Origin of the sequence: Kribbella alba (assembly GCF_039529635.1) — a bacterium.
GTDB lineage: Bacteria > Actinomycetota > Actinomycetes > Propionibacteriales > Kribbellaceae > Kribbella > Kribbella alba.
Window position 1 is genome coordinate 888,921 of record NZ_BAAANE010000007.1, and the last position, 26,364, is coordinate 915,284.

Consider the following 26,364-nt stretch of genomic DNA (forward strand, 5'->3'; position numbering starts at 1 on the left):
GGGTCGGCGCTGGGTACCCGGGGGAGCCAATCGACGACTTGCCTGGGAGTGACGAGATGACTGACAAACCGCAGGACCCGACCAGCCGATTCCCCGGCCCTGAGCAGCAGGGGAGCGAGCAGCTCGACCATCCCGGTGTCACCCGCGACATGAACCTCAAGCCCGACCACGGCGAGGACAGCTACCGGGGCACCGGCAAGCTGACCGACAAGCGGGCGATCATCACCGGCGGCGACTCGGGGATCGGTCGAGCGGTCGCCCTTGCCTTCGCCCGGGAAGGCGCCGACGTCCTGATCGCGTACCTGCCCAGCGAGGAGGACGATGCCCGGGAGACCTGCCGCCTGGTGGAGGACGCAGGCCGCAAGGCCGTCGCGGTGGCCGGTGACATCCAGGACGAGCAGCACTGCGTCGACCTGGTCGAGCGAGCCGTCTCCGATCTCGGCGGGCTCGACATCCTGGTCAACAATGCTGCCTACCAGATGTCGCAAAGCGGGATCGCCGACATCACCACCGAGCAGTTCGACCGCGTGATGAAGACGAACGTCTACGCCATGTTCTGGCTCTGCAAGGCCGCGCTGCCACACTTGGAGCCGGGATCCTCGATCATCAACACGACTTCGATCCAGGCTTATCAGCCGTCCCCGCAACTGCTGGACTACGCGACCTCGAAGGCCGCGATCCTCAACTTCACCAAGGGCCTCGCGCAGGAGCTCGGGCCGCGGGGGATCCGGGTCAACGCCGTCGCCCCCGGTCCGATCTGGACGCCACTGATCCCGGCGACGATGCCGCCCGACAAGGTGGAGCAGTTCGGCGCCGACACCCCGCTGGGCCGTGCCGGACAACCTGCTGAGCTCGCACCGGCGTACGTGTTCCTGGCCTCGAATGATGCCAGCTACATCACCGGCGAACGCATCGGCGTGACCGGCGGCAACCCACTGCCCTGAGTTGCCTCGACGTCGCGTGCATAGCGCTTCGATCACCGGGCACCGGGTCGCCTCAGGCCCGCGACACAGACAGCAGGTAGGTGACCATCATGACCACGGCACGCGAAATCATGACACCAGGCGCGGAGTGCGTCGGTGAGAACGAGACGCTGGTCGCTGCCGCGCGGAAGATGCGTGACCTTGACGTCGGAGCGTTGCCGATCTGTGGCGAGGACAACCGCCTCAAGGGTGTGCTCACCGACCGCGACATCGTTGTCCGCAGCATCGCTGAGGGCGGCGACCCTGCCACCGCGGTGGCAGGACAACTCGCCCAGGGCAAGCCCGTCACGATCGGCGCCGACGACAGTATCGAAGAGGCTCTGCGGACGATGACCGAGCACAAGGTCCGGCGACTGCCCGTGATCGACGGGCACGACCTCGTCGGCATGATCTCACTAGCCGATATCGCCCGCGCGTTGCCGGACGAGGCCACCGGCCGCACAGTCGAAGAGATCACCCAGCCCTCGTAGCGGGCAGGGCTTGGCAGGTCCGCAACCCAGCAGAGGGTTGACCTAGATGGGCTGACCACCTTGCGTCCGAAGAACCGTGGTGCAGGGCCCTCGTTCTTTCGGACGCAAGGACCACCCGGCGGAGCTGCCGACGGCCGCGACGTTCGCTGCGATCGCCGTCCAACTGCATGACGCCGATCGCGGTGGGCGCAGATGATCACCGGGCTCTGTGTCCACAGTGTGGTGCAGGTGCCGATGCTGATCGGCGGACAGGTCGCGGCGAGCTGTCCGCGACGTAGTCGTCAGGCAAAGACCTGCTTGTGCTGCACGGCGGGGCGCGCCGCGACGGGTGAGGACCCAGCCGGTCTACCCCGGGCAGATCAGCGCGACCGAATCAGTCCGGCTGCCCGCTCGCCGTGGCTCGGTCGTCCTGGCTGATGTCGAAGATCACGCCGCGCAGCTCCCGGATGACGGCGTCCGTCTCCTCGATGAACGGCAGGTACGTGTGCGCGTTGCGGGGTTCACGGGCGGCGGCCGAGCTCAGCATCAGGCCGAGGGCGAAGACGCGCTGGATGGTGCGTTCCTGCAGGTCGGCTGCCATCCGGGCGCGCTCGTCGTTCACCGCGAGCACCTGCCGGGCCGCCAGCAGGTCGCGCGAGTTCCGCACCAGACTTGCGCGCATCTTCTCGACGGCCTCAGCCAGCTGGTTGATCTCGGTCGGGCCGCCTGGAGCGATCGCGTGGTCGTAGGAGCCGTCCGCAACGACTTGAACCTGCGCGACGAGGCGCTCGAGCGGCAGCGTGATGAGGCGTCGCAGGGTGGGGATCGAGAGCACCGTGACCGCGATGGCCAGCACGATGGCCAGACCGTTGACCACGTACGCCGCGCGCTGCGCCGACGCGATTCGCCCGAGCTCCTGCGAGACCAGGCCGTCCACATGATCGCTGAGCCCGGCCAGCCCGGAGCGCAGCCGGTCGAACAGAGCCTTGCCTTCGGCAGCGAACCTCTGCAGTTGATCCGCTGGGATGGCGCCCGGGCGTCGGGCCGTGATCCCTGGCTTAGCCGCCTTCGTCTGCCACTCGAGTGCGGCCGCCTCCACCACGCCGACCAACCGAGTGCCCTCCCCTTCCCGGCTGAGGAAGTCCTTCAGGTCGGCCAGTGCCGTGGCCGCCGCGGACTCACCGGCCCGGTACGGCTCGAGGAACTCGACCGCGCCAGTGATCAGGTACCCACGCTGGCCGGTCTCTTGATCGACGTAGGCCTTGATGAGGTTGTCGGTCGTCTTCTGGGCCGGGATCAGCCTGGTCTGCAGGTCATGCTGCGCAGCGGCGACCAGGCGGCGGCCAACCGCGCTCCCGCCGGCGCTGAGCAACAGCAGCACCAGGAAGAAGACGACAGCGAGTTGAACGATGGACCGCACCGTGCGGGGGCGGAGCAGCGAGGACGTCCTCAAGGCGGACGCGAGCCTGCTGGTCACTGACGTGCCCGCGGCGGCGTCCCTTGTCATCCGCCCAGATTAGATCCAGGTCGGCCGGTAGGGCTGCACGATCTCGATGCGCCGATGTGTGGGCTCGCCGGTCGGAGGGTGGTGGTAGATCTCCCAGGCATCGCCGACGGGGGTGCCGCCGTGGGCCTGGAACCAGTCGGCCAGCAGTTCGTAGGCACTGCCGGTCTTGTCGCCTGGTCCGACGTACAGGGTCACGGCGACCGGTCCGGGCGGCAGCACGGCTGCCTGGGCCTGACCGTCACTCACGACGGGTACTGCGACCGGGAAGCCCGCTTCGACTTCCAGGCGGCCCTCGGTCCAGGTGTGGAATCGCGCGAAGGGGAAGCCGTAGGCACGGACACCGCGCCTGCGCAGGAACTCGGACACCTCGCCGAAGGCGCCGACGAACCAGCTGGTCAGCTCGGCGGGCCGAAGTACTGCTCGCCGGACAGCGGTCGGTTGCGCGGCGAGAATCCGCGTCTCGATCACAGCCGTCTGCATGATGCGCTCCTCTCGGACTGCCCGATACCCATTCAACCCGCCAACAGACGATCGCCACAGGGCAGACCCTGTGTCCTGGCCCACCGTCCCGGATGATCGGGACTTTCGACTCTGACCGGTGACCAGGTCCGCGGCCGATGCTGGTCACAGAGGGGGAACGACCGGCTCGCCGGAAGCGGAAACACCTGGTGGCCCGAGGCGGGCGGGCCAGGGCCACTGGGTGTGTCCTAGGACAGTCACCGCTTCCAGGCGAGTCGGTCGACCTTGATCCGGAGCGTGGGGATGTGCACGGCTGTGATCGTGCGCTGATCGAGGGGCGACTCCTGATCAGCTGGAGGGCGCGTGAAGGGGAGCGCGCAACTCCAGCACGGTGCCGTGCGGCTGGTTGGACCCCAGCCGTATGGCACCACCCAATGCGGCCGCACGGTCCTCCAGATTGCGCAGGCCGCTGCGCCGGTCGGAGGAGGTGACGCCGACGCCGTCGTCGGTCACCCGGGCGGTCACGTCCGCGCTGGTCACCGCGAGCTCGACCTTCACCGTGGACGCTTGCGCATGACGGACGACGTTCGACAAGGATTCGCGAACCGCGGCGAGGATCTGCGGTCGCACCGACGCCGGGACCGCGCTGTCGATCGGCCCGGTGCAGATCAGCTCCGGACGGAACCCCAGAGCAGAGGCGTACTCCTCCACCAGCCCTTGGACGTCTGCCCGCAGTGAGCGTTGTCCCGGCTGGTGGTGCAGCTCGAAGATCGCCGCACGCAGATCGCGGATGGTGGCATCGATGTCCTCGACGGCCCGGCTGACCCGCTCCTGCACGTCCGGCCGCACCATCCGGTGCATGCCCTGTAGCTGCAACCCGGTCGCGAAGAGGCGCTGGATCACCAGGTCGTGCAGATCCCGCGCGATCCGGTCCCGGTCCTCCAGAACGGCCAGCATCGACTGGTCCCGCTGGGCCTGCGCCCGGTCCAGCGCCAACGTCGCCTGGTTGGCGAACATCCGGACCAGGTCCGTCCCGACCGTGACACCAAGTACCGCGCCGTGCTGGGCGGCGACCATCAGGATGCCGCCGGCACTACCAGACCCCGGGGGCAGCGGAGCGAAGATGGTGCGACCGAGATCCTCGAGTTCGGGTGTCTCGGAGAGGTGCCCCGTCTCCTTGGCCAGCTGGGCCAGGTCCTCCACCACCACCTGCTCGTCGCCACGGAGCACATCGCCGAGGACCGGCCGGTCGGTCGGCACCCGCCTGCCGAGGTACTTTTCGAAGGAAGCGGGACCGTCCACCGCCTCCACGACGAGGTGATCTCCGTCCAGCAGCAGCACGGCACCAAGCATGCATCCGGAGACCTGACGGGCCCGTCTGGCGATCAGCTGCAACGCCTGCTGCGGGTCGAAGTCGCCGAGCATGAGCTGGGTGATCTCGGTCGTCACCTCATGCCAGCGACGCCGGCGCTCGCTGTCGGCGTACAGGCGGGCGTTGTCGATCATCACGCCCGCGGCGGCGGCCAGTGCGGTCACCAGACGTTCGTCGTCCTCGGTGAAGTCGGCACCCTCGGCCTTCTCGGTCAGGTAGAGGTTGCCGTAGGCATGGTCGCGGGTCCGGATCGGGACGCCCAGGAAGCTGCGCATCGGCGGATGGTTCGGTGGGAAACCGAACGACCCCTCGTGGTCGGCGAGGTCGGCGAGCCGGAGCGGCTCCGGGTGATCGATCAGCAGACCGAGAATCCCGTGACCCTCGGGGGAGGGCCCGATGTCGGCGATCGCCTCGGCGGTCAGTCCGTGGGTGATGAAACGGATGAGACGCTTGCCGTCATGGCCGACGACGCCGAGCGCGCCGTATTGGGCGCCGACAAGGTCACAGGCCGCCGTCACGATCCGGTCCAGCGTGCTGGTCAGGTCGAGGTCGGAACCGATCCCGACCACCGCGTCGAGCAGGTTCCGGAGCCGCTCCTGGGAGCCCACGATCTCGTCGACGCGCCCCAGGAGTTCCTGCAGCAACGCGTCGAGCCGCACTCTGCTCAGCCCGGCGGATTCCAGCGCGCCTTCATCCCACAATCCCCGGTGATGCCCTTCCCGCCCACCCATGGCGTCCACCGTACGGCGGCAACCGACGGTTGGGAACCGCTCCCAAGTCGCCCCGCGTAGCGGTCAGTGCAGCTCGTCCTGCCGCGGATCCTCGTGCCGTTGGACCCACGCGACGAGCCGGCGTCCGTCCAGCGACTCGATGCCGAGCCGGATCAAGTGCCGTTCGCGATCCGGCGGCCACGGCCGTCGCGGCAGTGTCTGCAGCAGGTCCTCGAATTCGTCGGCGTCCACGACGGACAGATGCCCGACCGCGGTGACGGTCCAGCCGCCGTGTTCGTCCAGGTCGATGTCGTCGACCTCGAACGCGACCACGTCTCCTCGCTCGGCGGCGCGGTACCTGTCGGCGTCAGCTGTCGCGAAGACGATCGTGTCGGCGTCCACGACGAAATTGACCAGCCGGACAGTGGGCAATGCGGCGCTGGTGAACAGAAGCCGGCCGACCCGGACCGATCCGAGCAACTTGTGGCACTCGGCCGCGCTGAGGATCTCCAGCCCCGACTGGTCGAAGCGTCGGGAACAGCCGTTCATCGAACCGCCTCCGAGCGACGGATGCGGTCTAGTCTGGGCACCTGGCGAGTCCGTGATCCCGGGAGCGAGTCGGTATGACGATCAAGGTTTTCCTGCTCGACGACCACGAGGTGGTCCGGCTGGGACTTCGGCAACTGCTGGAGAGCGAGTCCGACATCGAGGTGGCGGGCGAGGCATCCACCGCCGCACAGGCCATCGCCCGGGTTCCGGCGCTGCAACCTGACGTGGCGGTGCTCGATGTGCGGCTGCCCGACGGCGACGGAATCACGGTCTGCCGGGAGATCCGCTCGTCGATGGACCGGCCGCCGGCCTGCCTGATGCTGACGTCGTTCTCCGATGACGAGGCACTGTTCACCGCGATCATGGCCGGTGCCGCCGGCTACCTGCTGAAGCAGGTGAGCGGCACAGACCTGATCGGCGCCGTACGCCGGTTGGCGGCGGGGGAGTCCTTGCTCGACCCTGCCATGACGACCGCGGTCCTGGACCGGTTGCGCAATCCCGACGACGAGGACGACGACCCGCGGTACAAGTCGCTCACCGACCAGGAGCGCAAGATCCTCGACCTGATCGCCGAGGGAAAGACGAACAGGCAGATCGCCGAGACCCTTTTCCTGGCAGAGAAGACGGTGAAGAACTACGTCTCCGGCCTGCTCCGCAAGCTCGGGATGGAACGTCGCACGGAGGCGGCCGTCTACGCGGTGGAACGCGCCAAGCGCCGTCCGCCGCGGTGATCGGTGCCAGCCGAGGTTCGACATGAGGTGAACCAGCGTGGCTGGCTGACAGGCAGCCGCACTAGGGCCGAAAGTCCCTAACCGATCGTGGTCCCAAGCAGGCGGGGATGCGCTGCCGGCCGCGTCGCTCCACCGCACTCCGCGGCGGCAGGGGAAGGTCGAAAGTCCCTGTGGCGATGGCCTTCGGTCCCGTCGATGAGAGACGCCGTGCCCTGCTGCGCGACAGCCCCCGGACGAGATCCTCGAGGGAGCGTGAAGGCGAGGATCTGATGGAGAGCTGGGCACGGACGGGGCCGGTGGTCGTCGAGGTCGACGGCAGCGCCGAAGGACGCCGCGTCGTCGAGTACGCCTGTCGTGAAGCGATGCGCTCCGGCAGCGGCCTCCTGCTCGCCGCGCCGTACCAGCCCTACAGCCTGCTCCCCGTCTCCGGCGAGTGGCAGTCACCCGCCGATCTCCTCCGTACTGCGGTCGCGCAGGTCCGGCACCTCGCCGGATCACACCTTCAGCTGGACTCCGTCGCTGTGGAGGGTTCGCGACTGAAGGCGCTGGCCAAGGTGGCCCGCGACGCCCGGGTGCTGGTGGTCGGCCGGACTCCGGTCCGCGGGCCGCAGCGGCTCGTCACGGCGCACGGCGACATCTTCTTGACCGCACGCACAGGTTGTCCGGTGATCGTGGTGCCCGCCACCTGGCGAACGTCCGAGCTCGACCGCCAGGTTGCTGTGGGCATCGACGGTACGCCGTTGTCGCTGGACGCGGTCGAGTTCGCCTTCCGGACCGCGGCAGATCGCGCCGGCGGTCTGACGGTGGTTCACGCCCAGCATGCGCCGCGCCACGGCCGGGACCTGTCGAGCACGGACGAGCTGAGTGTGTCGGAAACCCTGGCGGACTGGGCCCAGCGATTTCCCGAGGTCAAGGTCACCCGCTTCCTGACCGGGCGGCCGGTGGTCGAGGCCTTGGTGCAGGAGGGGCGGCAGGTCGGTCTGGTCGTGGTCGGGGCGCCGGCCGGGTTGCTACCTATCGGTGATCCGGTGGTCCGGCGCACGGTGGCAGGCATGAGTTGCCCCGTGGCCGTCGTACCGCATCAAGCCGTCGACGAGCGGGCCGATACCGCTTACCCCTTTGATCAATCGCTGGAGAATCATGTCTGACCCGGTCCGGGCTCTGGTGGTCTACGAGTCCCTCTTCGGCAATACCGAGCGGATCGCCGGGGCGATCTGCGCGGGACTGCGTTCGTCCCTGCAGGTCGAACTCGTCCGCGTCGACCGGGCGCCTGTGGTGTTGCCTGCGGAGCTGGAGTTGCTGGTTGTCGGCGGTCCTACCCACGCCTTCGGGATGAGCAGGCACGCCGGTCGGGTCCTCAGTGCTTCGGCCCAGGGGCCTGTGGTGATGCCGCTCCACACGGGCATCCGGGACTGGCTGGACCAGTTGCGCCATCGCCAGGGTCTGGCCGCGACCTTTGACACCCGGCTGGCGAAGTCACGCTGGATGCCGGGATCGGCGGCGAAGTCAGCCGCGAGGGTGCTCGATCGGAGGGGCTACAAGTTCCTCGCCGACCCGGCCGGCTTCCTGGTCGAGGATGCTTTGGGTCCGTTGGTTCCGGGCGAGCTGATCCGGGCCCGGGAGTGGGGCGAGCAACTGGCCCTCAGCCTCCACTCGCAAACCCGCCCGAACACGGCCGACACCAGCCCTGGCGACACCGACCACCGCCACACCGCCTGAGTCCCCTTCGTAAGCAGGGAACGTCCCCCCTCGTCGGCCACACCGGCCACCGCGGCGGATGACCGAGCTCGATGTCAGGCGATGATCCCAAACTATCGGTGCTACCGATCAAAAGCATCGGAGATCATCGCTTTTCACGATGCCGAGGCGCCTCCTACAGTCCCGACTATGCCTACCAATGACCAACTCGTGCGGCTCGGGGACGTCGAGCTCTGCGTCGAGACCTTCGGCGATCCAGCCGATCCGGGCGTGCTGCTTATCCAGGGTGGGGCAGCGTCGATGCTCTGGTGGGAAGCCGAGCTGTGCCGTCGGATCGCGGCGCACGGTCGCTACGTCATCCGCTACGACAACCGGGACACCGGCCGATCCACGAACTACCCGCCCGGGCGTCCCGCCTACGCGCTGAGCGATCTCGCCCGCGACGCGCTCGGCATCCTCGACTCGCTGGACATCGATCGCGCTCATGTCGTCGCCCAGTCGATGTCCGGCGGGATCGCCCTCATCCTCGGCGTCGACCACCCGACCAGGATCGCCTCCCTGACCTTCGTCTCCACCAGCACCGGCGCCCCCGGCCTACCGCCGCCGACGTGGTCGTCGTCGGCCGAGCCGACGCCGGCCGAGCCGGACTTCGACAACCTTCCCGCAGTAGTCGACTACATCGTGAGCTGGGCCAGGAGGGAGGCAGGTGATTCGCCGTACTTCGACGAGCAGGCCACGCGCGTTCTGGTCGAGCAAGATGTCGCCCGCGCTCGCAACATCGCCTCGACGCTCACCAACCACTATGCCCAGCGCTTCGACGGCCCGGCCGGAGGTAGCTTCGGCGACATCACCGCGCCTACGCTCGTGATTCACGGAGACCGCGATCCGCTGTTCCCACTCGCTCACGGCGAGGCGCTGCGCGACGCGATCCCGGGTGCCGAACTGCTGGTACTCGAGCAGGCAGGCCACGGTGTACCGCGACCCCTCTGGGACGTCTTCGTCGCAGCGCTGGTCCAGCACACGGGTCGGTGATGGTCGGGTGCTCCGTGCTGTGGTTGCCGCTGTCCGATGAGTGCGCTGCCCCAGACGGCGGACGGGCCTACTCCAGTCGCCGGAGGATTGCGGCCAGCTGGGCCTCGGCTTCCTGTGGGCGAGGGCCGGAGACGGCGAGTGCGTCGAGGATGTGGGTGTAGGCGTCGAGATCGTCCGGCTTGTCGAGGTACAGCGCGCTGGTGAGGTGTTCCAGGTAGACGATGTCGGGCAGATCCGGCTCGGGGAACCGGAGCACGCTGAACGCTCCACCCATGGCCGGGTGGCCGGCGCTTCCGGTCGGGATGATCTGCAGGGTGATGTTGGGCTTGCGAACAGCCTCGATCAACGCGCCGAGCTGCTCGCGCTCCACCTGTGCTCCGCCGATCGGCCGCCACAGCACGGATTCCTCCATCACGGCCCAGAGGCGCAGCGGCGGCTCTCGCTCGAGCACTTGCTGGCGGGTCCTGCGCAGCGCCACAACCTGCTCGACCTCGGCATCCGTCCGCTCACCGCCAGGCGTCAGCCGCGCCACAGCCCTCGTGTACTCCGGGGTCTGCAGCAGGCCCGGCACGAACTGGACCTCATAGGTGCGGATCAGCTCCGCGGCCGCCTCCAATCCGAGATACGCGTCGAACCAGTCGGGCGTGATGCCGCCGTACCGATGCCACCAACCGCGGTTGTTCGCGTCCTGAGCCAGCTTCAGCAGGCGCTCTCGCTCAGCGGGATCGGTCACGCCGTACAAGGTCAGGAGATCGTCGACATCACGCTCCTTGAACCCCACCCGCCCGAGCTCGAGCCTGCTGATCTTCGACTCGGACGAGCGGATCGCCCAGCCGGCGTCCGAGCGGGTGACGCCACTGCGCTCGCGCAACCGGCGCAGATGTGCGCCGAGCATGATCCGCAGCACCGTAGGTCCCGGCTCGTTCCGCCCTGCCATGGACCAAGCCTAGCCCAGATTCGAACATATGTTCCCATAGAATTTCCGGTCCATGCTCTGCCATTGGGCGCCGACTCGGGCTAGCCTTCTGGTTGTGGATGAGGTGATCGCCACGGACGGGCGTGGGAATGCCCTGTTGGCCGTCGCAATCCGGAAAGAGTCGGCTCTCGACGGGCTTGATGCAGCCTGTCCGTTGGCGCTTGCCATCGTTTGGCATCAAGGGCGCTGCCTGATGGTCTTCGATCGCTGGAAGCAGGCGTGGGAACTTCCTGGCGGCAGCCGCGAGGAGGGCGAAACGGCGCGAGCTGCGGCTCTCCGGGAGCTCGCCGAGGAGACCGGCCTGGAACCGCCGTCCCTTTCCTATGTTGGGATCGCCAAGTTCCGGCTGGCCGACGGGCCCGAGGAGTACGGAGCGATCTATCAGTGCGAGGTCGACGCCCTGCGAGAGTTCGATCCGAGCGTCGAGATCGAGCGAGTCACCTGGTGGGACCCTGGGGAACCGCTCGAAGGCGCGGACGGCCCGGACATCTCCATCGTCCGCTGGGTGCACGAACGCAAATCGCGTCGCGGCGGTCCGGCCCGGGTGCAGGATCGCCAGCCGGTTCCGTGAGAGTCAGTCGCGGAGGTATTCGGCGCGCCAGCGGAGCACAGTCGGGTCCGATGGGCTGGGGAAGCGGTCGAGCTGGATCAGCCTGAGGTCAGCGATCGCGAAGGAGTCGATCGCGGCGCGGGTGAGTGGCCAGGGTGGGCCTTCGATGTCGGCGTCGGGCAGGTCGTCGTCGCGGGCGGCCGCGATCACCAGCAGAGTTCCACCAGGTCTCACCTGCTCGCCGACCTGCCTGATGGCCGTCGGCTGGAGCGGGATCGGCAGGGCCTGGACGGTGTAGATCTCGACGACCAGGTCGAAGGCCCGATGCCACTCCGCCGGCGGGTTGAGGAGATCAGCGGTGAGGTACTGCGCCTTCGAGTCCGGGTGGGTCCGCTTCGCCGTCTCGATCGCGCTCGGCGAGATGTCGAAGGCGATCGTGTCGTAGCCGCGATCGGCGATCAGCTCCGCATCCCAGCCCGTGCCGGCGCCGACCACGAGCGCGGACTTGCCGGTGCCGTCCGGCTCGGCGGTGGCGATCCAGTCCGACAGCAGGACGTGGGCCGACCCGCGATCCCACGGTACGACGGCCTGGCCAACCTCGGCTGCCGAGTACAACCGCTCGAACCACCCCGTCGGGTCGTCCGCGGCCAGCGACTCGCGCGCGAACTGCCGCGTCGCGACCTCGGGGTCAACGGGCTCAGTGCTCATCGGTACGTCCTTCACTGGGCTCGTCGGTCGGTTGGTGGTCATCCGTCGGCCGGTGGATGGCTCGCACCGCCTGAACTGTATCCACCTCGGCGGGTGTCTTGTCCTCCCGGTATCGCAGTACGCGGGCGAACCGCAAGGCCATCCCACCGGGATACCGCGTCGAACTCTGCACCCCGTCGAAGGCGATCTCCACCACCACCTCCGGCCTGAGATACACCGTGTACGAGTCCCGGCCGGTCTCGAGCTGCTGGAACTTCTCGGTCTGCCAGCGCAACAGCTCGTCCGTCAGCCCCTTGAAGGTCTTGCCCAGCATGACGAACTCGCCGGTCTCCTCGTCCCGCGCACCCAGATGCAGGTTGGACAACCAGCCCGTCCGACGGCCATGACCCCACTCCGCGGCGAGCACGATGAGGTCGAGCGTGTGTGTCTGTTTGACCTTGACCCAGCCGGAGCCACGCCGGCCGGCCTCATACGGCACCGACAGGGACTTCACCATCACACCCTCGTGGCCGCGTTTCACCGCATCGGTGAAGAACGCCTCGCCCGCTCCGGGATCCTCGGTGACGAAGCGCGGAATCCGCCGCTCCTCGGGGACCACGTGGCTGAGCCACTCGTGCCGCTCGGTGCTGTCGAGGCCAAGCAGGTCGTGCCCGTCGAGGTGCAGGATGTCGAAGAAGTACGGCGTCAGCGGCACCGTCTCGGGACCAGTCGCGGCCCGGGTCGCAGTACGGGAGCCCGTGACCTGGAACGCCTCGGGGCGGCCGTCCGGACGCAGCGCGATCAGCTCGCCGTCGAGGACCACCTGCTCGGCCTTCAGCTCGAGCACAGCTGTGACGACCTCCGGCACCCGGCTGGTGATGTCGTCCAGGGTCCGGGTGTAGACCACGACCTCGTCCCCGTCGCGATGCACCTGGATGCGGATGCCGTCCAGCTTCCACTCGATGGCGGCCGGGCTGCCGGTCTTGGCCATCGCCTCGGCGATGCTGGTGGCGGACTGCGCGAGCATCGGCTGGACGCCGCGCCCGACCTCGAGCCCGAACTGGTCGAGCCCCGCCTCGCCTTCGGTCAGCACAGCCACCGCGACGGGAGCCGCTGCGCCGCGCAGCATGGTCGCCGCGCGGATCTTGTCCAGCGGGATCCCCGTGGCCTTGCCGACCGCGTCGGCCATCACGCCGTCGAGTGCGCCCTGACGCAGCTCGCCCCCGACCAACTGGCGGAGGAACTGCTGCTCCTCCGCCGTGGCCCGGCTGAAGAGCGCGTCGACCGCGTCCCGCCGCTTGGCCTGGGAGCCGGTCCCAGCGAACAAGCTCAGCTCGGCGAACGCCTGGTCGACCTCCTCGATCGTCAGCGAAGGCTTGTCCGCGGGGGCCGGAGCGTCCGCGAGAGTCCGCCAGCCAACGCCCGTACGGCGCTGTCGCAGCTCGCCGGACAGGTAGGTCACGACGATCTCGGTCTCCACCGGATCGGTGGCGGTGGTGAGCAGGGTCGCGATCAGGTCAGCCTTCGCCCGGCGCGACCGGGTCTGGCTCAGCGCGGTAGACGTGGCGACCACATCAGCGAGCAACATGGCCCCAGTGTTCCCCACACCCCCGACAATTTCCGGGGAACCCCGTCAGCGCCTGAGCCGAAGGAGATTCGCAACTCAGGGGGCCGGTGGCAGGTGATCGAGGAAGTTGGCCGACGGGGTGAAGAACAGCGTCCCGGTCGCGGCGGTGGAGAAGTCGAGGATGCGGTCGTAGTTGCCCTCCGGCTCGCCCAGGAACATCCGGCGCAGCATCAGCTCGGTGACGCCGGGGTCCTTGGCGTAGCCGATGAAGTACGTGCCGAACTCCTGGGTGCCGATCTCGCCGAACGGCATGTTGTCGCGCAGGATCTGCAGCTCGTTGCCGTCCTCGTCCTCGATCACGGTCAGCGCGATGTGCGAGTTCGACGGCTTCACGTCGTCGGCGAGCTCGATGTCCTCGAGCTTCGTCCGTCCGACCACGTGCTCCTGCTGCTCGACCGCCATCGAGTTCCACGCCTTCAGGTCGTGCAGGTACTTCTGCACGATCACGTAGCTGCCGCCCGCGAACGACGGGTCCTCCGCGCCGATCACCACCGCCTCGTCGGCCTCGTCGCCGCTCGGGTTCTCCGTCCCGTCGACGAATCCGAGCAGGTCGCGCATCTCGAAGTACTTGAACCCGTGCACTTCGTCGATCACGGTCGCCGCGCCGTCCAGTTCGTTCATGATCTGCGAGGCGAGTTCGAAGCACATGTCCAGCTGGTCCGCCCTGATATGGAACAGCAGGTCGCCGGGTGTCGAGACAGCCTTGTGCTTCGCCCCGGTCAGCTCGATGAACGGGTGCAGCCTGGCGGGGCGCGGACCACTGAACAGCCGGTCCCAGAGCTCGGAGCCGATGCTCGTGACACACGAGAGATTGCCCGCGGGCACCCGGAACCCGACGGCACGGGTCAGCCCGGTGACGCGCTCCAGCAAGCCTCGTGCCGCGTCTTCGCCGCCCGGCTCGATCCGAACGACCAGGAAGATCGCAGCTCCGGTCAGTGGGACGAGGACGGACTGCGGCAACGCACGGGTCGACGCGTACGGTCCAGGAGTCGGATCGGTGACCATCTAGGTTCTCCCCTTCACGGATTCACGAAGCCGGCACAAGCAGTCGATCGTCAGCATGCATCAGAGCGGTCAACGCCGCGTCAGGTGGGTCGCATCAGCCGGCCAGGAAGGCGATCACGGCCGCGATGCCGAGCGTGTCGGTCAGATAGGGCGCTCGGAAGTCACCCACACCTCGCTTGGACGGATCTCATAGAGTCTCGCCATGGGATCGAACCCGGGCGCACCGCCGCCCGAGCAACCGCCTTCGGGGCCTGGCCACGAGGGACCAGGCTTCTGGTCGCCGGACCAGCCACCTCCCTGGGCAGCCCAGCAACCCCCGCCTCAGCGAGGCCAGCAGCCCCCGCCCCCGGAAGGCCAGCAGCCCCCGGCTCGGTGGGCACCACAGCAGCAACAACAGGGCCAGCCGCCCCAGCAGCAACAACCCGGCCAGCGGGGTCCCCAGCAGCCGCCCGGGCAGTGGGGTCCCCAGCAGCCGCCCGGGCAGTGGGGTCCGCCGCCACCTGGTTGGGGCCCGCAGCCTCCCGCGCCTTGGGATCAGCAGCAGCCTGCTCCCTGGGGTCAGCAGCACTGGCAGCAGCAACCTTGGCTGCAGCAGCCGCAGCAGCCGCAGTACTGGCCCTACGGCGCGCGACCGGTCGAACCAAAGGTCTTCCCGGCACCGCCCGGCGAGCCGTACCACCGGCTCGCTCGCAACGCAGTCCACCGCTGGTGGCGCCCGCTGGTCGGCACCTTGCTGCTCGCCGTCCTGGCCTTCTTCCTGACCGCAGCCGTGCTCGTGGCTTGGGCGATCGTGCACCTGCTGGTCGCCGGTGACTTCCCGCAGCCAGAGGGCAACAACATCTTCCCCAGCCCCCTCGAGAACCTGGCCGCCACCCTGGTGATGCTCGGCGTCCTGACGCCCGCGGTCCTCCTGGTGGCCCGGATCGTGCAGCGCCGGCCGGCGTGGAGCGTCGCGTCGGTCGTGAACCGCCTGCGGCTGCGGTGGCTCCTGCTGTGCTGCGTGCCCGCTCTCGGTTACCTCGCGCTTTCCTACGGTCTCGGCATAGCAGTCGATGCGATCTTCCCGAATGCCGATTCCTCACCGCAGGACTCCGGATCCTGGGTCGGGTTCGCCAGTTTCATCGGTCCGGCTCTGCTGATCCTGCTGCTGGTGCCGTTCCAGTCCGCGGCCGAGGAGTTCGTTTTCCGCGGCTGGCTGGTTCAGGCGATCGGCGCGTATGGCCCACAGAATGCCGACAACGTGTTCAAGCGCATCCTGCGGTCGCCCTGGCCTGCTCTGGTGATCAGCAGCGCCCTCTTCGTCTCGGCCCACGGCTACACAGGCTGGGCGATGGCCGACATCTTCCTGTTCGCGATGACTGTCGGGTGGCTCTCCATCCGGACCGGGGGCCTGGAGTCCGGCATCGCGTTGCACGCGATGAACAACATCGTCGCCTTCTTGTTGCCTGCGGCAACCGGTCAGCTGGACGGCTGGGCCGATCAGGGCGCCGGCCCCTGGACCTTGTTCGTGACCGACATCCCCTGCCTGGCCTTCTACGCGTTCGCGGTGCTGTGGCTGGCCAAGCGGAAGCAGATCGCCCGGGTCAGCTGATATCCGGAGGAGATTGTCCGCGCCGTCTGGCAACCTAGGCGCCGTGACGAACGTGGAGAAGGAACCGATCGAGGCCGTGCTGTTCGACTGGGGCGGCACCCTGGCGACCTGGCACACCATCGACCTGTACGCCGTGTGGCGGTCCGTGGCGGAGCTGATCGACGAGGCGCGGGCCGAGGAGCTGGCGGCCAAGCTGGTCGCGGCCGAGGAGTCCGTCTGGCTGCGCTCCCGCGACGAGCACGTCAGCAGCACGCTGGAGGAGGTCTGCCTGCTGGCCGAGGTGGCGATGACCCCGGCCGCCCTCGCGGAGTACGAGCGTCAGTGGCATCCCCACACCGAGCTGGATCCGGACGCAGTGCGGACGCTGCACCAGCTGCGCGACCGTGGGCTGAAGCTGGGAGTGCTCTCGAACACGATCTGGTCGCGGCAGCGGCACGAGGACATCTTCGCCCGGGACGGCGTGCTCGAGCTGTTCGACGGTGCGGTCTACACCAGCGAGGTCCCCTGGACGAAGCCGCACCCCGAGGCGTTCCTCGCGGCGATGCACGCGACCGGGCTCACGGAGCCGGCCCGTTGTCTCTTCGTCGGCGACCGGCTGTTCGACGACGTCTGGGGCGCCCAGAACGTCGGCATGCGCGCCGTCCACATTCCGCACAGCGCGATCCCGACCAACCAGATAGGCCACACCGAGGGAGTCCCGGACGCCACCATCCAGCGCCTCTCGGAGCTCCCCGCTCTCGTAGACACCTGGAATGCCGCCTGACCCACGTCGGTCGCCCAGGGTCGCCTGCCGGCGAGCCGCCTGACGCGGGCGTCGAGCGAGGCCTGGGACGCCGGCAACCCCGCGCTGCAGGGGACGCAGCACGGGGTTGCCGGCGTAGTACGGAGTACAGAAGGACCCCCGGCCGGGGAGGGCGGGGGTCCTTGGGGTGGGGTTCAGTCGGCTAGCTGTCCAGGGGCTCGGTCCTAGGCGGCCAGAGTCGGGTCGGCGAGCAGCCGGAGCCGCCCTAGCGCCTCGCGCTCGATCTGCCGCACCCGCTCGGCGGAGATGCCGTGCACCGCGCCGATGTCGGCCAGCTTCGCCTGGCGGCCGTCGTGCAGGCCGTAGCGGCGCCGGATCACGTCCGCCGACCGCGGGTCGAGCTGGTCGACCAGGCTGAACAGGCCCGAGCGGTCCGACGCGTCGGCGACCAGCTGGTCCGGGCCCGGCGCGGTCTCGGCCGCGATCAGGTCGCCCAGTGAGGTCTCACCCTCGTCGTCGATCGGGTTGTCCAGGCTGATGTGGTCCCGGCCGATCCGGATCAGGTCGGTGACCCGCTCGACCTCCAGGTCCAGCTCCGCCGCGATCTCCTCGATCTCCGGCTCCCGCCCGAGCTTGCGCTCCAGCGTGCGCCGGGCGGAACCGATCTGGTTCAGCTGCTCCACCACGTGCACCGGCAGCCGGACCACCCGGGCCTGCTGCGCGATCCCGCGCGTGATGGCCTGACGCACCCACCAGGTGGCATACGTCGAGAACTTGAATCCCTTGCGGTAGTCGAACTTCTCCACCGCGCGGATCAGGCCCGTGTTGCCTTCCTGGACCAGGTCCAGGAGCGGCATCTGGGACCGTCCGTAGCGGCGGGCGATCGACACCACCAGTCGGAGGTTGGCGGTCACGAACCGCTGCTGCGCGCGCTGGCCCTCTTCAGCCAGCCACTGCAGCTCTTCCTCCGTCGCATATTTGGGCGCTCCGCCCTTCTTGCGTCCAACCCGCCCCTCGGCCAGCAGTTGCTCCGCCAGGAGCCCTGCCTCGACCGTCTCAGCGAGCTCGACCTCTTCTTCTGCGGTCAGCAAAGGGGTGCGAGCGATCTCTTCCAGGTAGAGACCGACGCTGTCCTTGCCGTCGATTCCGTCGTCCGTTGACCGGACGCGAGCCATGCGAGCCACCGAAACTCCCTTCGTCGTTACATGGAGAGCAACGCTCGAGTGAGGTTCAAGATTCCATGATGAGTGTGTAAACAGCCTGAACGTTCCCTGAGATTTCCCGGCACCGTTCCTCATCCGACACCACATCGGGAATCCCGCGAGCGGACCGATTCTGCGCGCGTAAACCGCTTAGCGTGCAGAATTGCTTGATCTACTGGGTTTCCGGTCTTTGGACGCCTTCGCACACGACGCGGTTGACGCCAGGCGACCGTTGTCCTGTCAGCGATGCGGCCGCCCGGATGTGTTGCAGCACACACCATCACGGCAACCTCACACTCTGGAACAACGTTTCAGGTACCCGCCGTCTTCCCGGGGAAACGACCAGGCCACGGCAGGGGCGGGCCCTGCGGTTCAACGCGCCGTCGGCCGGGCTGGCCGCGAGCGGGTTCTGGTCAGCACCGGCATCACCGACCGCATCGCGAACCGGGAGACAACGCCGGCATTCCTGGCTGATCCGTGCCGGAACGAACTCCGGGTTAGACGACACGGACGTCGACCCCGGCCGGCAGCCGACGGGCATATTCGTGGATCAGCTGAATCTTCGCGAGCTTGCTGGTGGAATTGCCCAGCGGCCGTTGCTGCGGCTCCGCCAAGGGCCTCAGGTGTCGCCAAACCGGGCCGGGGACCATCTCCACTAGGACCCGCAGTACGACGGTGGCCCGGATCCGTGGACCCGGGCCACCTCGAGCTCAGACCAGGCCGAGCACGTCCAGCTCCCAGGCCAGGGTGAACGCGATCTCCCGCCACGCGTCGTACCGGCCGCTGCGGCCGCCGTGGCCGGCCTCCATCTCGGTCTTCAGCAGGACGTCGACCTCACCGGCCGCGGTGGCTCGCAGCTTCGCCACCCACTTGGCCGGCTCGACGAAGAAGACGCGGGTGTCGTTCAGGCTGGTGATCGCCAGGATCCGCGGATACTGCTGGGCGCTCACGTTCTCGTACGGCGAGTAGGACTTCATGTACCGGTAGACCTCGGGGTCCTCCAGTGGGTTGCCCCACTCCTCCCACTCGATCACCGTCAACGGCAGCGAGGGGTCGAGGATCGTGGTCAGCGCGTCCACGAACGGCACCTCGGCCACGACTCCACCGAAGGCGTGCGGGGCGAGGTTCGCGACCGCGCCCATCAGCAGGCCGCCCGCGCTGCCGCCCTGCGCGACGATCCGCTCCGGCCGGGTCCAGCCTTCCTTGACCAGGTGCTCGGCGGCCGCGATGAAGTCCGTGAAGGTGTTCCGCTTGGTCAACGTCTTGCCGTTGTCGTACCACTGCCGGCCGAGCTCGCCACCGCCGCGGACGTGGGCGATCGCGAAGACCACACCCCGGTCCAGCAGCGACAGCCGCGGGATCGAGAACCACGGGTCCATCGAGCTCTCGTACGAGCCGTACCCGTAGAGCACGACCGGCGCGTTCCCGTCCTTGGCGACGTCCTTGCGCGCGACCATCGAGATCGGCACCTGCGTCCCGTCCGGCGCCGTGGCCCACTCCCGGTACTGCGTGTACGCGCTGAGGTCGACGCCACCGAGGACGGGCTGCTGCTTGAGCAACCGGCGTTCCCCGCTGACCACGTCCACGTCGTACGTCGTGCTGGGTGTCACGAGCGAGGTGTAGCCGAACCGGTACCGGGTGTCCTGCCACTCGTCGTTGCGGCCGGGGGAGACCGTGTAGATCGGCTCGTCGAACGTGAGCACCTCGGGCGACCCGAAGGAGCCGTCCTCGCGGCGCATGATCGCCAGCTCGGTGAGGGCGTCGCGCCGGCGGCAGAGGATCACGTGGTTCGCGAAGGCGTCCACACCGAGCAGCCGGCTCGAGTCGTCGCCCTGGATCAAAGTGGACCAGTCGCCGGGGGAGTCCAGTGAGGCGGTCGCGAGGGAGAAGTTCGCCGCGTCCGCGTTGTGCACGATCAGCAGTTGGTCGCCCGCGTGCTCGACGTCGTACTCGACGCCCTCACGCCGCGGCGCGACCACGACGGGCTCGCCGGTCGGGTCCTGCGCGTCGAGCAGCCAGACCTCACTCGTGAGCTTGCTGCCGAGGCTGATCTGGATGGCCTGCTCGTTCCTGGTCAGGTCGACGCCGACCCAGAAGCGCTCGTCCGACTCCTCCATCACGAGCACGTCTTCGGTCTGCCCCAGGGTGTGCCGCCAGACCTGGTACGGCCGCCACGCATCGTCCACCTTCGTGTAGAAGATGGTCGAACCATCGGCGGACCAGGCCGAGCCGTAGTGCACCTCGGGGAGCTCGTCCGGCAGCAGCTCGCCGGTCGAAAGGTCCTTGATCCGCAGGGTGAACCGCTCGTCGCCGGTCAGGTCGGTGGAGTAGGCGAGCAGCCGGCCGTCGGGGGCGACGTCGACCGTGCCCAGCGAGAAGAACTCCGAATCACCGGCGACCTCGTTGCCGTCGAGCAGCACCTCCTCGCCGGGGATCTGGCCGTCGGTCGCGGGCGGTTCGTCGCCGTCCACCTTGACCCGGCAACTGATCGCGTACTGCTTCCCCTCGACGGTGCGGGTGTAGTACCAGTACCCGCCACGCCTGGCCGGAACGCTCAGGTCGGTCTGCAGGGTGCGGTCGGAGACCTCCTGAAAGATTGCCTGACGCAACGATTCCAGGTGGGCCGTGCGCGCCTGCGTGTACTCGTTCTCGGACCGCAGGTAGCCCAGGACCTCTTCGTCGGTCTTGTCCCGCAACCACTCGTAGTCATCGACGAACACATCCCCGTGATGACTACGTTCGATCGGTTTACGGTCAGCGACAGGAGGCTTCAACTCGGACATGCGAGCGACATTACAGCGTCAGCCGGGAGCGCTCACTCCGATTCCCGGCGCGCTCATTTCAGATCGCGTACGTCGCGACGACGGGCGCGTGGTCACTCCACCGTTCGGCGTAGGTCGGGGCCCGATCGACCACGCAACCGGCGGCGGTTCGGGCCAGTTCGGGGGAGGCGATCTGGTAGTCGATCCGCCAGCCCGCATCGTTGTCGAAGGCCTTGCCACGCCACGACCACCAGGAGTACGGCCCGGGTCCCTCGCCACCGAACCGGCGGCCGAGATCCACCCAGCCGGACTCGAACAGGCTGTCCAGCCAGGCTCGTTCCTCCGGCAGGAACCCGCTCTTCTTCCGGTTCGCCTTCCAGGCCTTCAGGTCGACCTCGCGGTGCGCGATGTTGAGGTCGCCGCACATCAGCACGTGGCGGCCGTCCGCTCGCAGGCCGGTCAGACGCTTGCTGATCGCGTCCAGGAACGCGTACTTCTCGGCCTGCCGCGGGGGTGTCTCGAACTCGCCCGTGAACACGTAGGTGCTGATCGCGGTAAGCGTCGATCCGTCGTCAAGCACCACGTCCGCCTCGACCCAACGGCCGCACCCGGCGAACCGCTCCGGCCCGATGTCCCGGGTCTCCGCCTTGATCGGCCGGCGGCTCGCCACGGCGACACCCGCGCGGCCCTTGCTGCCGTCGATCACGGGCTCGGCATGGGCGAGGTGCCAGTCGCCGCCGAGGTGGTCCCGCAAGACCTCATCTGTCGCGCGAACCTCCTGCATCAGCAGCAGATCAGGGTCCGTCGTCTCCAGCCAGGCCGCCATGCCGCGACGGTAGGCAGCCCGGACCCCGTTGACATTGACGGTCGCAACCTTCAGCACGCGAGAGACCCTAGCCTGCCGATCGAGTGGTGCTGAGGATGGCGTCGAGCGAGCCCTCGCAGAGCCGTTCGAGCTCAGCCGGCGAGATCGTGGGGTTGTCGATCCAGGCGAGCAGCGTCTGCTCGACGTATCCCTGCCAGCCGTGGCAGGCGAGTTCCACTGTCGGTGTCGTGGCAATTCCCTGCTGGGCGACCGCCTGGATCACCCAGCGGCTGAAGACCTGCCGCAGCTCGGAGTGGAGAGCCCGTACTGCGGGGTCACCGGCCGCCGACATCAACAGCGTGGCGCGGTAGAGCTGCGGGGCTTCCAGCACGGCCCGGACGAACGCCCTGATCCCGCTGCGGAGTTGCTCGGCCGGAGGCAGCGACAGATCCGGCGCGGTCCGCTGCATCACCTCGGCTGCCGCTTCCTCGATCACGGCGTACTGGAACTTTTTCTTCGAGCCGAAGTAGTGGAACAGGAGTGCGGGGGACACGCCGGCCTCCGCGGCGACCTGCTCCACTGTCAGCTCGCGGTGTGGATCCGCCTCGAGTACTCGCCGGGCCGCCAGCAGGATCTGCGAGCGCCGTTCCTCCGGCCGCAACCGTGGAGAGCGCTCCCCGGATCGCCGCGCGGTTCCGTCGTCCGGGCGGAGCGACGGTGACGAGGTGTGGGTCATAGCGACAGTCTATTGAGTAAATGCTCAATAGACACTTACTGTTGAGTACCCACTCAACAAGTCGGAGGTCAGGATGGCCGGCAAGGTCGTACTCATCACAGGCGCGTCCCGGGGGATCGGCGCGGCCGTCGCCCGCCGCCTGGCAAGCGAGGGCGCGACGCTGGCGTTGGTCGGCCTCGAACCGGCTGAACTGAAGAAGGTGGCCGAGGACTGCGGTCCCGATGCCGGCTGGTGGGAGGCGGACGTCACCGACCTCGAGTCGTTGCGCACCGCTGTCGAAGCGGTGGCCGAGCGCTACGGCCGGATCGACGTGGTCGTGGCGAACGCCGGCATCGCGGCGCCCGGCTTCACCCGGAGCATGGACCCGGCCGTGTGGGAGCGCGTTCTCGACGTCGACCTGTACGGCGTCTGGCGGACGGTGCGCCTGACTCTGCCGTATCTACTGGAGACCAAGGGATACCTGCTGCTGGTCTCCTCGTTGGCCGCGATCGTCCACATCCCGGGCCTGGCGGCGTACAACGTGGCCAAGGCCGGAGTAGAGGCCATGGGCAACAGCCTCCGCTCGGAGTTGAAGCACCTCGGCGTGGATGTCGGGGTCGCACACCTGACGTTCGTCGACACCGACATGGTGCGCGGGGTGGATGAGCACCCGGTGTTCGGCCGGGTCCGGACCGGGATCCCGCTGGCCGGCCGGGTGTACCCACTCGAGCTAGCGGTCGAGAAATTCACCCAGGGCATCAGGAAGCGCTCTCGTGTGATCCACGTGCCCGGCTGGATCGGCCCGCTGAAGATGTTCCGCGCGCTGATCCCGCACGTGGTCGAACTGGGCGCGCGCCTCAGCGTCCCGAAGGCGGACCGCGCCGCCCTGGCCGACATCCAAGCCCGCGGCGTCGCCGAGTCCTCCCGCGCGTCAGGCGCCGGCGGCCGCGCCGACTCCGAGAAGGCCCCCCGGCTATGACCATCAGCGACACTCCTCCTACCGGCCACGAGCGCGAGCGGGATCGGCCGTACGACGTTGTCCTGCTCGGCGCGACCGGTTTCACCGGCGCACTCACGGCCGAGTATCTGGCCAAGCACGCGCCGCCTGAGCTGAAGTGGGCTCTGGCCGGCCGCAATCGCGCGAAGCTGGAGGCAGTCCGCTCCGACCTCGGCGTCGACGTCGAACTCGTGCTGGCGGACGTGGAAGACCCGGAAACGCTGAGAGCGCTCGCCGAGTCCACCCGCATCGTAGTCACCACGGTGGGGCCATACATCCGGTACGGCGAACCGCTCGTCGCCGCCTGCGCGGAAGCCGGCACGGACTATCTGGACCTGACCGGTGAGCCAGAGTTCGTGGATCGCATGTACGTCGCGTATCACGAGCAGGCGGTGGAGACCGGCGCCCGGATCATCCACTGCTGCGGCTTCGACTCCATCCCCTACGACCTCGGTGTCCAGTACACCGTCGAGCAACTGCCCGATCGAGTCCCGATCCAGGTGGAGGGTCTGGTCCGTGCAGGCGGCAAACCGTCGGGCGGAACCTTCCACACCGCGATCACCGCCTTCTCCCGCGGCAAGCAGAACCTCGATGCCCACCGGGCCAGGCGACGGGCGCAGCCGCGTCCCGAGGGCCGGTCGGCCAAGGCCGTGACAGGCAGGATTCACCGCTCCCAGGGCTTCTGGGCTGTTCCGCTGCCGACGGTCGACCCGCAGATCGTCGCGCACTCGGCCTCGCTCCTCGAGAACTATGGTCCGGACTTCCGCTACTCGCACTACGCGGCAGTCAAGCAGTTGCCGATGGTTGCCGGAGGCATCGCAGGTGTTGGCCTGCTCGTGCTCGCCGCACAGATCCCGCCCGCCCGGACCGCCTTGCTGAGCAGGATCAAGCTCGGCGACGGTCCGACTCCGGAGCGCCGGGCCAAGTCGTGGTTCAAGGTCCGCTTCGTCGGTACGGGCGGCGGCAAGCGCGTCGTCACCGAGGTCGCCGGTGGGGATCCGGGGTACGACGAGACCGCGAAGATGCTGGGCGAGAGCGCGCTCTGTCTGGCTCTCGACGATCTCCCGAAGACCGCCGGCCAGACCACCACCGCAGCGGCGATGGGCCCAGCTCTGCGCCAGCGCCTGATCGAGGCAGGCATGACCTTCCGCGTCATCGCCACCGAGGACTACTGACACCGTGCGCCGGGTGAGATCGCCGGATGGAACCCGGATAGCGCTCTACGAGTACGGCTCGGCGGAGGCGCCCGTCCTCGTCTGCGTGCACGGCTACCCGGACAACGCCACCTTGTGGGAGCCCGTGGCGGCGAAGCTGGCAAACCACTTTCGCGTGATTACGTACGACGTACGCGGGGCTGGGAACTCGGACCACCCGCGCGGCCGAGCGGCGTACAAGCTGGAAAGGCTCGAAGAGGACTTCCTTGCAGTGCTGGACGAGGTGGCCCCGGATCAGCCCGTGCAGTTGCTGGCGCACGACTGGGGGTCGATCCAGTCCTGGCATTTCGTGACGAGTGAGCAATTGCAGGGGCGGATCGCGTCGTTCGTTTCGATCTCGGGACCTTCGCTGGATCACGCGGGCTACTTTCTCCGCAGTAGGCGTCGGCCGGGGGAGTTGGCGAAGCAGTTGCTGCACTCCTGGTACGTCTTCTACTTCCAGCTGCCGTGGCTCCCCGAACGAGGTTGGCGGAAAGGGTGGGCGCACGGCGTCTTCGGAAGGCTCGAGCGGAGTGCCGGTGGCAGCGTGCCAGATCCGGGGGAGCGCTCTCTGGCGGACTTCGTGAACGGCCTCAACCTGTACCGCGCGAACGTGGTCCCGAGGTTGTTGCGACCCGAGCCCCGGCGGACCGGCGTACCAGTGCTGGCGGTGTCGCCGGACGCCGACGCGTTCGTGACGACGCCGCTGCAGACCGACGTCGCGCGTTGGGCCCCGAACCTCAGCGTGCAAGTGATCAGGGGAGGCCACTGGTTGCCCCGGAATGATCCCGGACTGGTCGCCGGATTGACCCTCGAGCACACCCGCCGAGTGGCAGGCTGGCAGGCATGAGAACGATTCTGAACCTGATCTGGCTGGTGCTCGCCGGCTTCTGGCTCGCGCTGGGCTACATCGCCGCGGGGATCATCTGCTGCATCCTGATCATCACCATCCCGTTCGGCATCGCTGCGTTCCGGATCGCGGGATACGCTCTCTGGCCGTTCGGTCGGACCATAGTCGACCGACGCGGGGCGGGTGCCGGCTCGGTGATCGGCAATGTGGTCTGGCTGATCTTCGCGGGCTGGTGGCTGGCGCTCGGGCACCTGGTCACTGGGATCGCTCTGTGTGTGACCATCATCGGGATCCCACTCGGCCTGGCGAACTTCAAGCTGATCCCGGTCTCGCTGCTGCCGCTGGGCAAGGAGATCGTCTCCACCGACGAGGCCTTCGGCACCCGGTGAGGTCGCTGACGGTTCTCGGCTCGTGCGGTGCGTGGCCCGAGCCCGGCCGCGCGTGCGTCGGTTTCCTGCTCGAGTACGACGGGTTCAAGGTCGTGCTGGACCTCGGCTACGCAGCTCTTCCGCAACTGCTGAAGCACTGCCCGGAAGGTGCGGTCGACGCGGTTGTCGTCACGCACCAACACCCGGACCACTGCGTCGATGTGAGCGCCCTCGCGCGAGTGCGCTACTTCCTCGCGCGGGAGGCGCCACCGATCCCATTGTTGTGCCCGCCAGGCGTTGTCGACGTACTACGGGCCCTCGAGCCGCGGCCTGATCCCGCGACCGTGTTCGAGGTCCGGGATCTCGCCGCTGCCGAGGAGATCGGGCCGTTCCGGCTGGAGACCGCGCTCTTGCCGCACTACGTCACCAACCTGGGCGTGCGGCTGAGTGCCCCTGGCGTCACGATCGCCTACACCGGCGACAGCGGCCCGTCGCCCGACTTGCAGGCCTTGGCCCAGGACGCTGACCTGTACATCTCGGACGCCACTCTGCAGGGCGCGTCGCCGGCGACGACTCCGCGCTACGTGATGACCGCGACCGAGGCCGCCGTCGGCGCCGCCGGAGCGAAGCGGTTGTTGCTGACCCATTTCTGGCCCGGCTCAGATCGCGCTCTCTCGGTTTCCGAGGCTCAGCGGTTCTTCACCGGCGAGGTCATCGCAGCCGAAGAAGGCCTCGTCCTCAGCCTCTGACCTGGCCTCATCCCTTCGGCCGGCTCTCCCCAGCCTCGGCCCTAACCTCGGCTCC

The 26,364-nt window shown here is 68.3% G+C and carries 26 protein-coding genes; 14 read left to right on the plus strand and 12 right to left on the minus strand.

Annotation, left to right across the window (positions count from 1 at the left end; genetic code table 11):
• Positions 1-56 precede the first annotated feature (56 nt).
• Together ABD210_RS22070 and ABD210_RS22075 are read left to right on the plus strand one after the other, a co-directional pair.
• Positions 57-944, plus strand: coding sequence for an SDR family oxidoreductase (locus tag ABD210_RS22070; RefSeq protein ID WP_344113808.1), 888 nt, complete (start codon positions 57-59; stop codon positions 942-944).
• A gap of 89 nt (positions 945-1,033) precedes the next feature.
• Positions 1,034-1,453, plus strand: a complete 420-nt coding sequence (locus ABD210_RS22075) for a CBS domain-containing protein (RefSeq protein ID WP_344113810.1) — start codon at positions 1,034-1,036, stop codon at positions 1,451-1,453.
• A gap of 373 nt (positions 1,454-1,826) precedes the next feature.
• Here the strand turns inward: ABD210_RS22075 and ABD210_RS22080 are convergent, their stop codons facing one another.
• The 4 genes from ABD210_RS22080 to ABD210_RS22095 form a co-directional block, all read right to left on the minus strand.
• Positions 1,827-2,939: a CHASE3 domain-containing protein gene (locus ABD210_RS22080; RefSeq protein WP_344113811.1), complete on the minus strand. Its 1,113-nt coding sequence runs from the start codon at positions 2,937-2,939 to the stop codon at positions 1,827-1,829.
• A 9-nt stretch (positions 2,940-2,948) separates the two neighbouring features.
• The gene (locus ABD210_RS22085) at positions 2,949-3,419 is read right to left on the minus strand and encodes a GyrI-like domain-containing protein (RefSeq protein WP_344113812.1); all 471 of its coding nucleotides are present in this window, start codon (positions 3,417-3,419) and stop codon (positions 2,949-2,951) included.
• Positions 3,420-3,746: 327 nt separating this feature from the next.
• Positions 3,747-5,501, minus strand: coding sequence for a GAF domain-containing sensor histidine kinase (locus ABD210_RS22090; RefSeq protein WP_344113813.1), 1,755 nt, complete (start codon positions 5,499-5,501; stop codon positions 3,747-3,749).
• A 63-nt stretch (positions 5,502-5,564) separates the two neighbouring features.
• The gene (locus tag ABD210_RS22095) at positions 5,565-6,029 is read right to left on the minus strand and encodes a pyridoxamine 5'-phosphate oxidase family protein (RefSeq protein WP_344113814.1); all 465 of its coding nucleotides are present in this window, start codon (positions 6,027-6,029) and stop codon (positions 5,565-5,567) included.
• 74 nt (positions 6,030-6,103) lie between these two features.
• On the opposite strand from ABD210_RS22095, the gene ABD210_RS22100 reads away from it, so the two are divergent.
• The 4 genes from ABD210_RS22100 to ABD210_RS22115 all read left to right on the plus strand — a co-directional run bounded on the left by ABD210_RS22100 (position 6,104) and on the right by ABD210_RS22115 (position 9,490).
• Positions 6,104-6,760, plus strand: a complete 657-nt coding sequence (locus tag ABD210_RS22100) for a response regulator (RefSeq protein WP_344113815.1) — start codon at positions 6,104-6,106, stop codon at positions 6,758-6,760.
• Positions 6,761-7,029: 269 nt separating this feature from the next.
• Positions 7,030-7,908 (plus strand): universal stress protein, encoded by an 879-nt coding sequence (locus ABD210_RS22105; RefSeq protein WP_344113817.1) that lies wholly within the window; start codon positions 7,030-7,032, stop codon positions 7,906-7,908.
• Positions 7,901-8,479, plus strand: a complete 579-nt coding sequence (locus ABD210_RS22110) for a flavodoxin family protein (RefSeq protein WP_344113819.1) — start codon at positions 7,901-7,903, stop codon at positions 8,477-8,479. The genes ABD210_RS22105 and ABD210_RS22110 overlap by 8 nt, the downstream gene beginning before the upstream one ends.
• Positions 8,480-8,647: 168 nt before the next feature.
• Positions 8,648-9,490 (plus strand): alpha/beta fold hydrolase, encoded by an 843-nt coding sequence (locus ABD210_RS22115; RefSeq protein ID WP_344113820.1) that lies wholly within the window; start codon positions 8,648-8,650, stop codon positions 9,488-9,490.
• Positions 9,491-9,557: 67 nt separating this feature from the next.
• Here the strand turns inward: ABD210_RS22115 and ABD210_RS22120 are convergent, their stop codons facing one another.
• Positions 9,558-10,427, minus strand: coding sequence for a helix-turn-helix domain-containing protein (locus ABD210_RS22120; RefSeq protein ID WP_344113821.1), 870 nt, complete (start codon positions 10,425-10,427; stop codon positions 9,558-9,560).
• A gap of 52 nt (positions 10,428-10,479) precedes the next feature.
• Here ABD210_RS22120 and ABD210_RS22125 point away from each other — a divergent pair, with 52 nt between their 5' ends.
• The gene (locus ABD210_RS22125) at positions 10,480-11,037 is read left to right on the plus strand and encodes an NUDIX domain-containing protein (RefSeq protein ID WP_344113822.1); all 558 of its coding nucleotides are present in this window, start codon (positions 10,480-10,482) and stop codon (positions 11,035-11,037) included.
• 3 nt (positions 11,038-11,040) lie between these two features.
• On the opposite strand, the gene ABD210_RS22130 is transcribed toward ABD210_RS22125, so the two are convergent.
• The 3 genes from ABD210_RS22130 to ABD210_RS22140 form a co-directional block, all read right to left on the minus strand.
• On the minus strand, positions 11,041-11,724 hold the full coding sequence (locus ABD210_RS22130) for a class I SAM-dependent methyltransferase (protein ID WP_344113824.1): 684 nt from the start codon (positions 11,722-11,724) through the stop codon (positions 11,041-11,043).
• Entirely contained in the window at positions 11,714-13,291 is a 1,578-nt protein-coding gene (locus ABD210_RS22135; protein WP_344113825.1) for an ATP-dependent DNA ligase, read from the minus strand. Before ABD210_RS22135 ends, ABD210_RS22130 begins: the two co-directional genes overlap by 11 nt.
• Positions 13,292-13,366: 75 nt before the next feature.
• Complete coding sequence (locus tag ABD210_RS22140; protein ID WP_344113826.1) at positions 13,367-14,335, minus strand: Dyp-type peroxidase; 969 nt, start codon at positions 14,333-14,335, stop codon at positions 13,367-13,369.
• 202 nt (positions 14,336-14,537) lie between these two features.
• On the opposite strand from ABD210_RS22140, the gene ABD210_RS22145 reads away from it, so the two are divergent.
• Together ABD210_RS22145 and ABD210_RS22150 are read left to right on the plus strand one after the other, a co-directional pair.
• The gene (locus ABD210_RS22145) at positions 14,538-15,926 is read left to right on the plus strand and encodes a CPBP family intramembrane glutamic endopeptidase (protein ID WP_344113827.1); all 1,389 of its coding nucleotides are present in this window, start codon (positions 14,538-14,540) and stop codon (positions 15,924-15,926) included.
• Between the two features lie 43 nt (positions 15,927-15,969).
• Positions 15,970-16,689, plus strand: a complete 720-nt coding sequence (locus tag ABD210_RS22150; RefSeq protein WP_344113828.1) for an HAD family hydrolase — start codon at positions 15,970-15,972, stop codon at positions 16,687-16,689.
• A 203-nt stretch (positions 16,690-16,892) separates the two neighbouring features.
• Here the strand turns inward: ABD210_RS22150 and ABD210_RS22155 are convergent, their stop codons facing one another.
• The 4 genes from ABD210_RS22155 to ABD210_RS22170 all read right to left on the minus strand — a co-directional run bounded on the left by ABD210_RS22155 (position 16,893) and on the right by ABD210_RS22170 (position 22,173).
• Positions 16,893-17,852: a sigma-70 family RNA polymerase sigma factor gene (locus ABD210_RS22155; protein WP_344113829.1), complete on the minus strand. Its 960-nt coding sequence runs from the start codon at positions 17,850-17,852 to the stop codon at positions 16,893-16,895.
• Between the two features lie 728 nt (positions 17,853-18,580).
• Positions 18,581-20,653: a S9 family peptidase gene (locus ABD210_RS22160; RefSeq protein WP_344113830.1), complete on the minus strand. Its 2,073-nt coding sequence runs from the start codon at positions 20,651-20,653 to the stop codon at positions 18,581-18,583.
• 58 nt (positions 20,654-20,711) lie between these two features.
• A complete protein-coding gene (xth, locus tag ABD210_RS22165; protein ID WP_344113831.1) occupies positions 20,712-21,515 on the minus strand; it encodes an exodeoxyribonuclease III in 804 nt (267 codons plus the stop codon).
• A gap of 10 nt (positions 21,516-21,525) precedes the next feature.
• Entirely contained in the window at positions 21,526-22,173 is a 648-nt protein-coding gene (locus tag ABD210_RS22170) for a TetR/AcrR family transcriptional regulator (protein ID WP_344113832.1), read from the minus strand.
• A gap of 73 nt (positions 22,174-22,246) precedes the next feature.
• On the opposite strand from ABD210_RS22170, the gene ABD210_RS22175 reads away from it, so the two are divergent.
• From ABD210_RS22175 to ABD210_RS22195, 5 genes are read left to right on the plus strand one after another with little or no spacing between them, the layout of a single operon-like run.
• On the plus strand, positions 22,247-23,131 hold the full coding sequence (locus ABD210_RS22175; RefSeq protein ID WP_344113833.1) for an SDR family oxidoreductase: 885 nt from the start codon (positions 22,247-22,249) through the stop codon (positions 23,129-23,131).
• Entirely contained in the window at positions 23,128-24,324 is a 1,197-nt protein-coding gene (locus ABD210_RS22180) for a saccharopine dehydrogenase family protein (protein ID WP_344113834.1), read from the plus strand. The genes ABD210_RS22175 and ABD210_RS22180 overlap by 4 nt, the downstream gene beginning before the upstream one ends.
• A gap of 13 nt (positions 24,325-24,337) precedes the next feature.
• Positions 24,338-25,192, plus strand: coding sequence for an alpha/beta fold hydrolase (locus ABD210_RS22185; RefSeq protein ID WP_344113835.1), 855 nt, complete (start codon positions 24,338-24,340; stop codon positions 25,190-25,192).
• Positions 25,189-25,581: a YccF domain-containing protein gene (locus ABD210_RS22190; protein WP_344113836.1), complete on the plus strand. Its 393-nt coding sequence runs from the start codon at positions 25,189-25,191 to the stop codon at positions 25,579-25,581. Before ABD210_RS22185 ends, ABD210_RS22190 begins: the two co-directional genes overlap by 4 nt.
• Positions 25,578-26,309 (plus strand): MBL fold metallo-hydrolase, encoded by a 732-nt coding sequence (locus ABD210_RS22195; RefSeq protein WP_344113837.1) that lies wholly within the window; start codon positions 25,578-25,580, stop codon positions 26,307-26,309. Before ABD210_RS22190 ends, ABD210_RS22195 begins: the two co-directional genes overlap by 4 nt.
• The last annotated feature ends 55 nt before the right edge of the window (positions 26,310-26,364 follow it).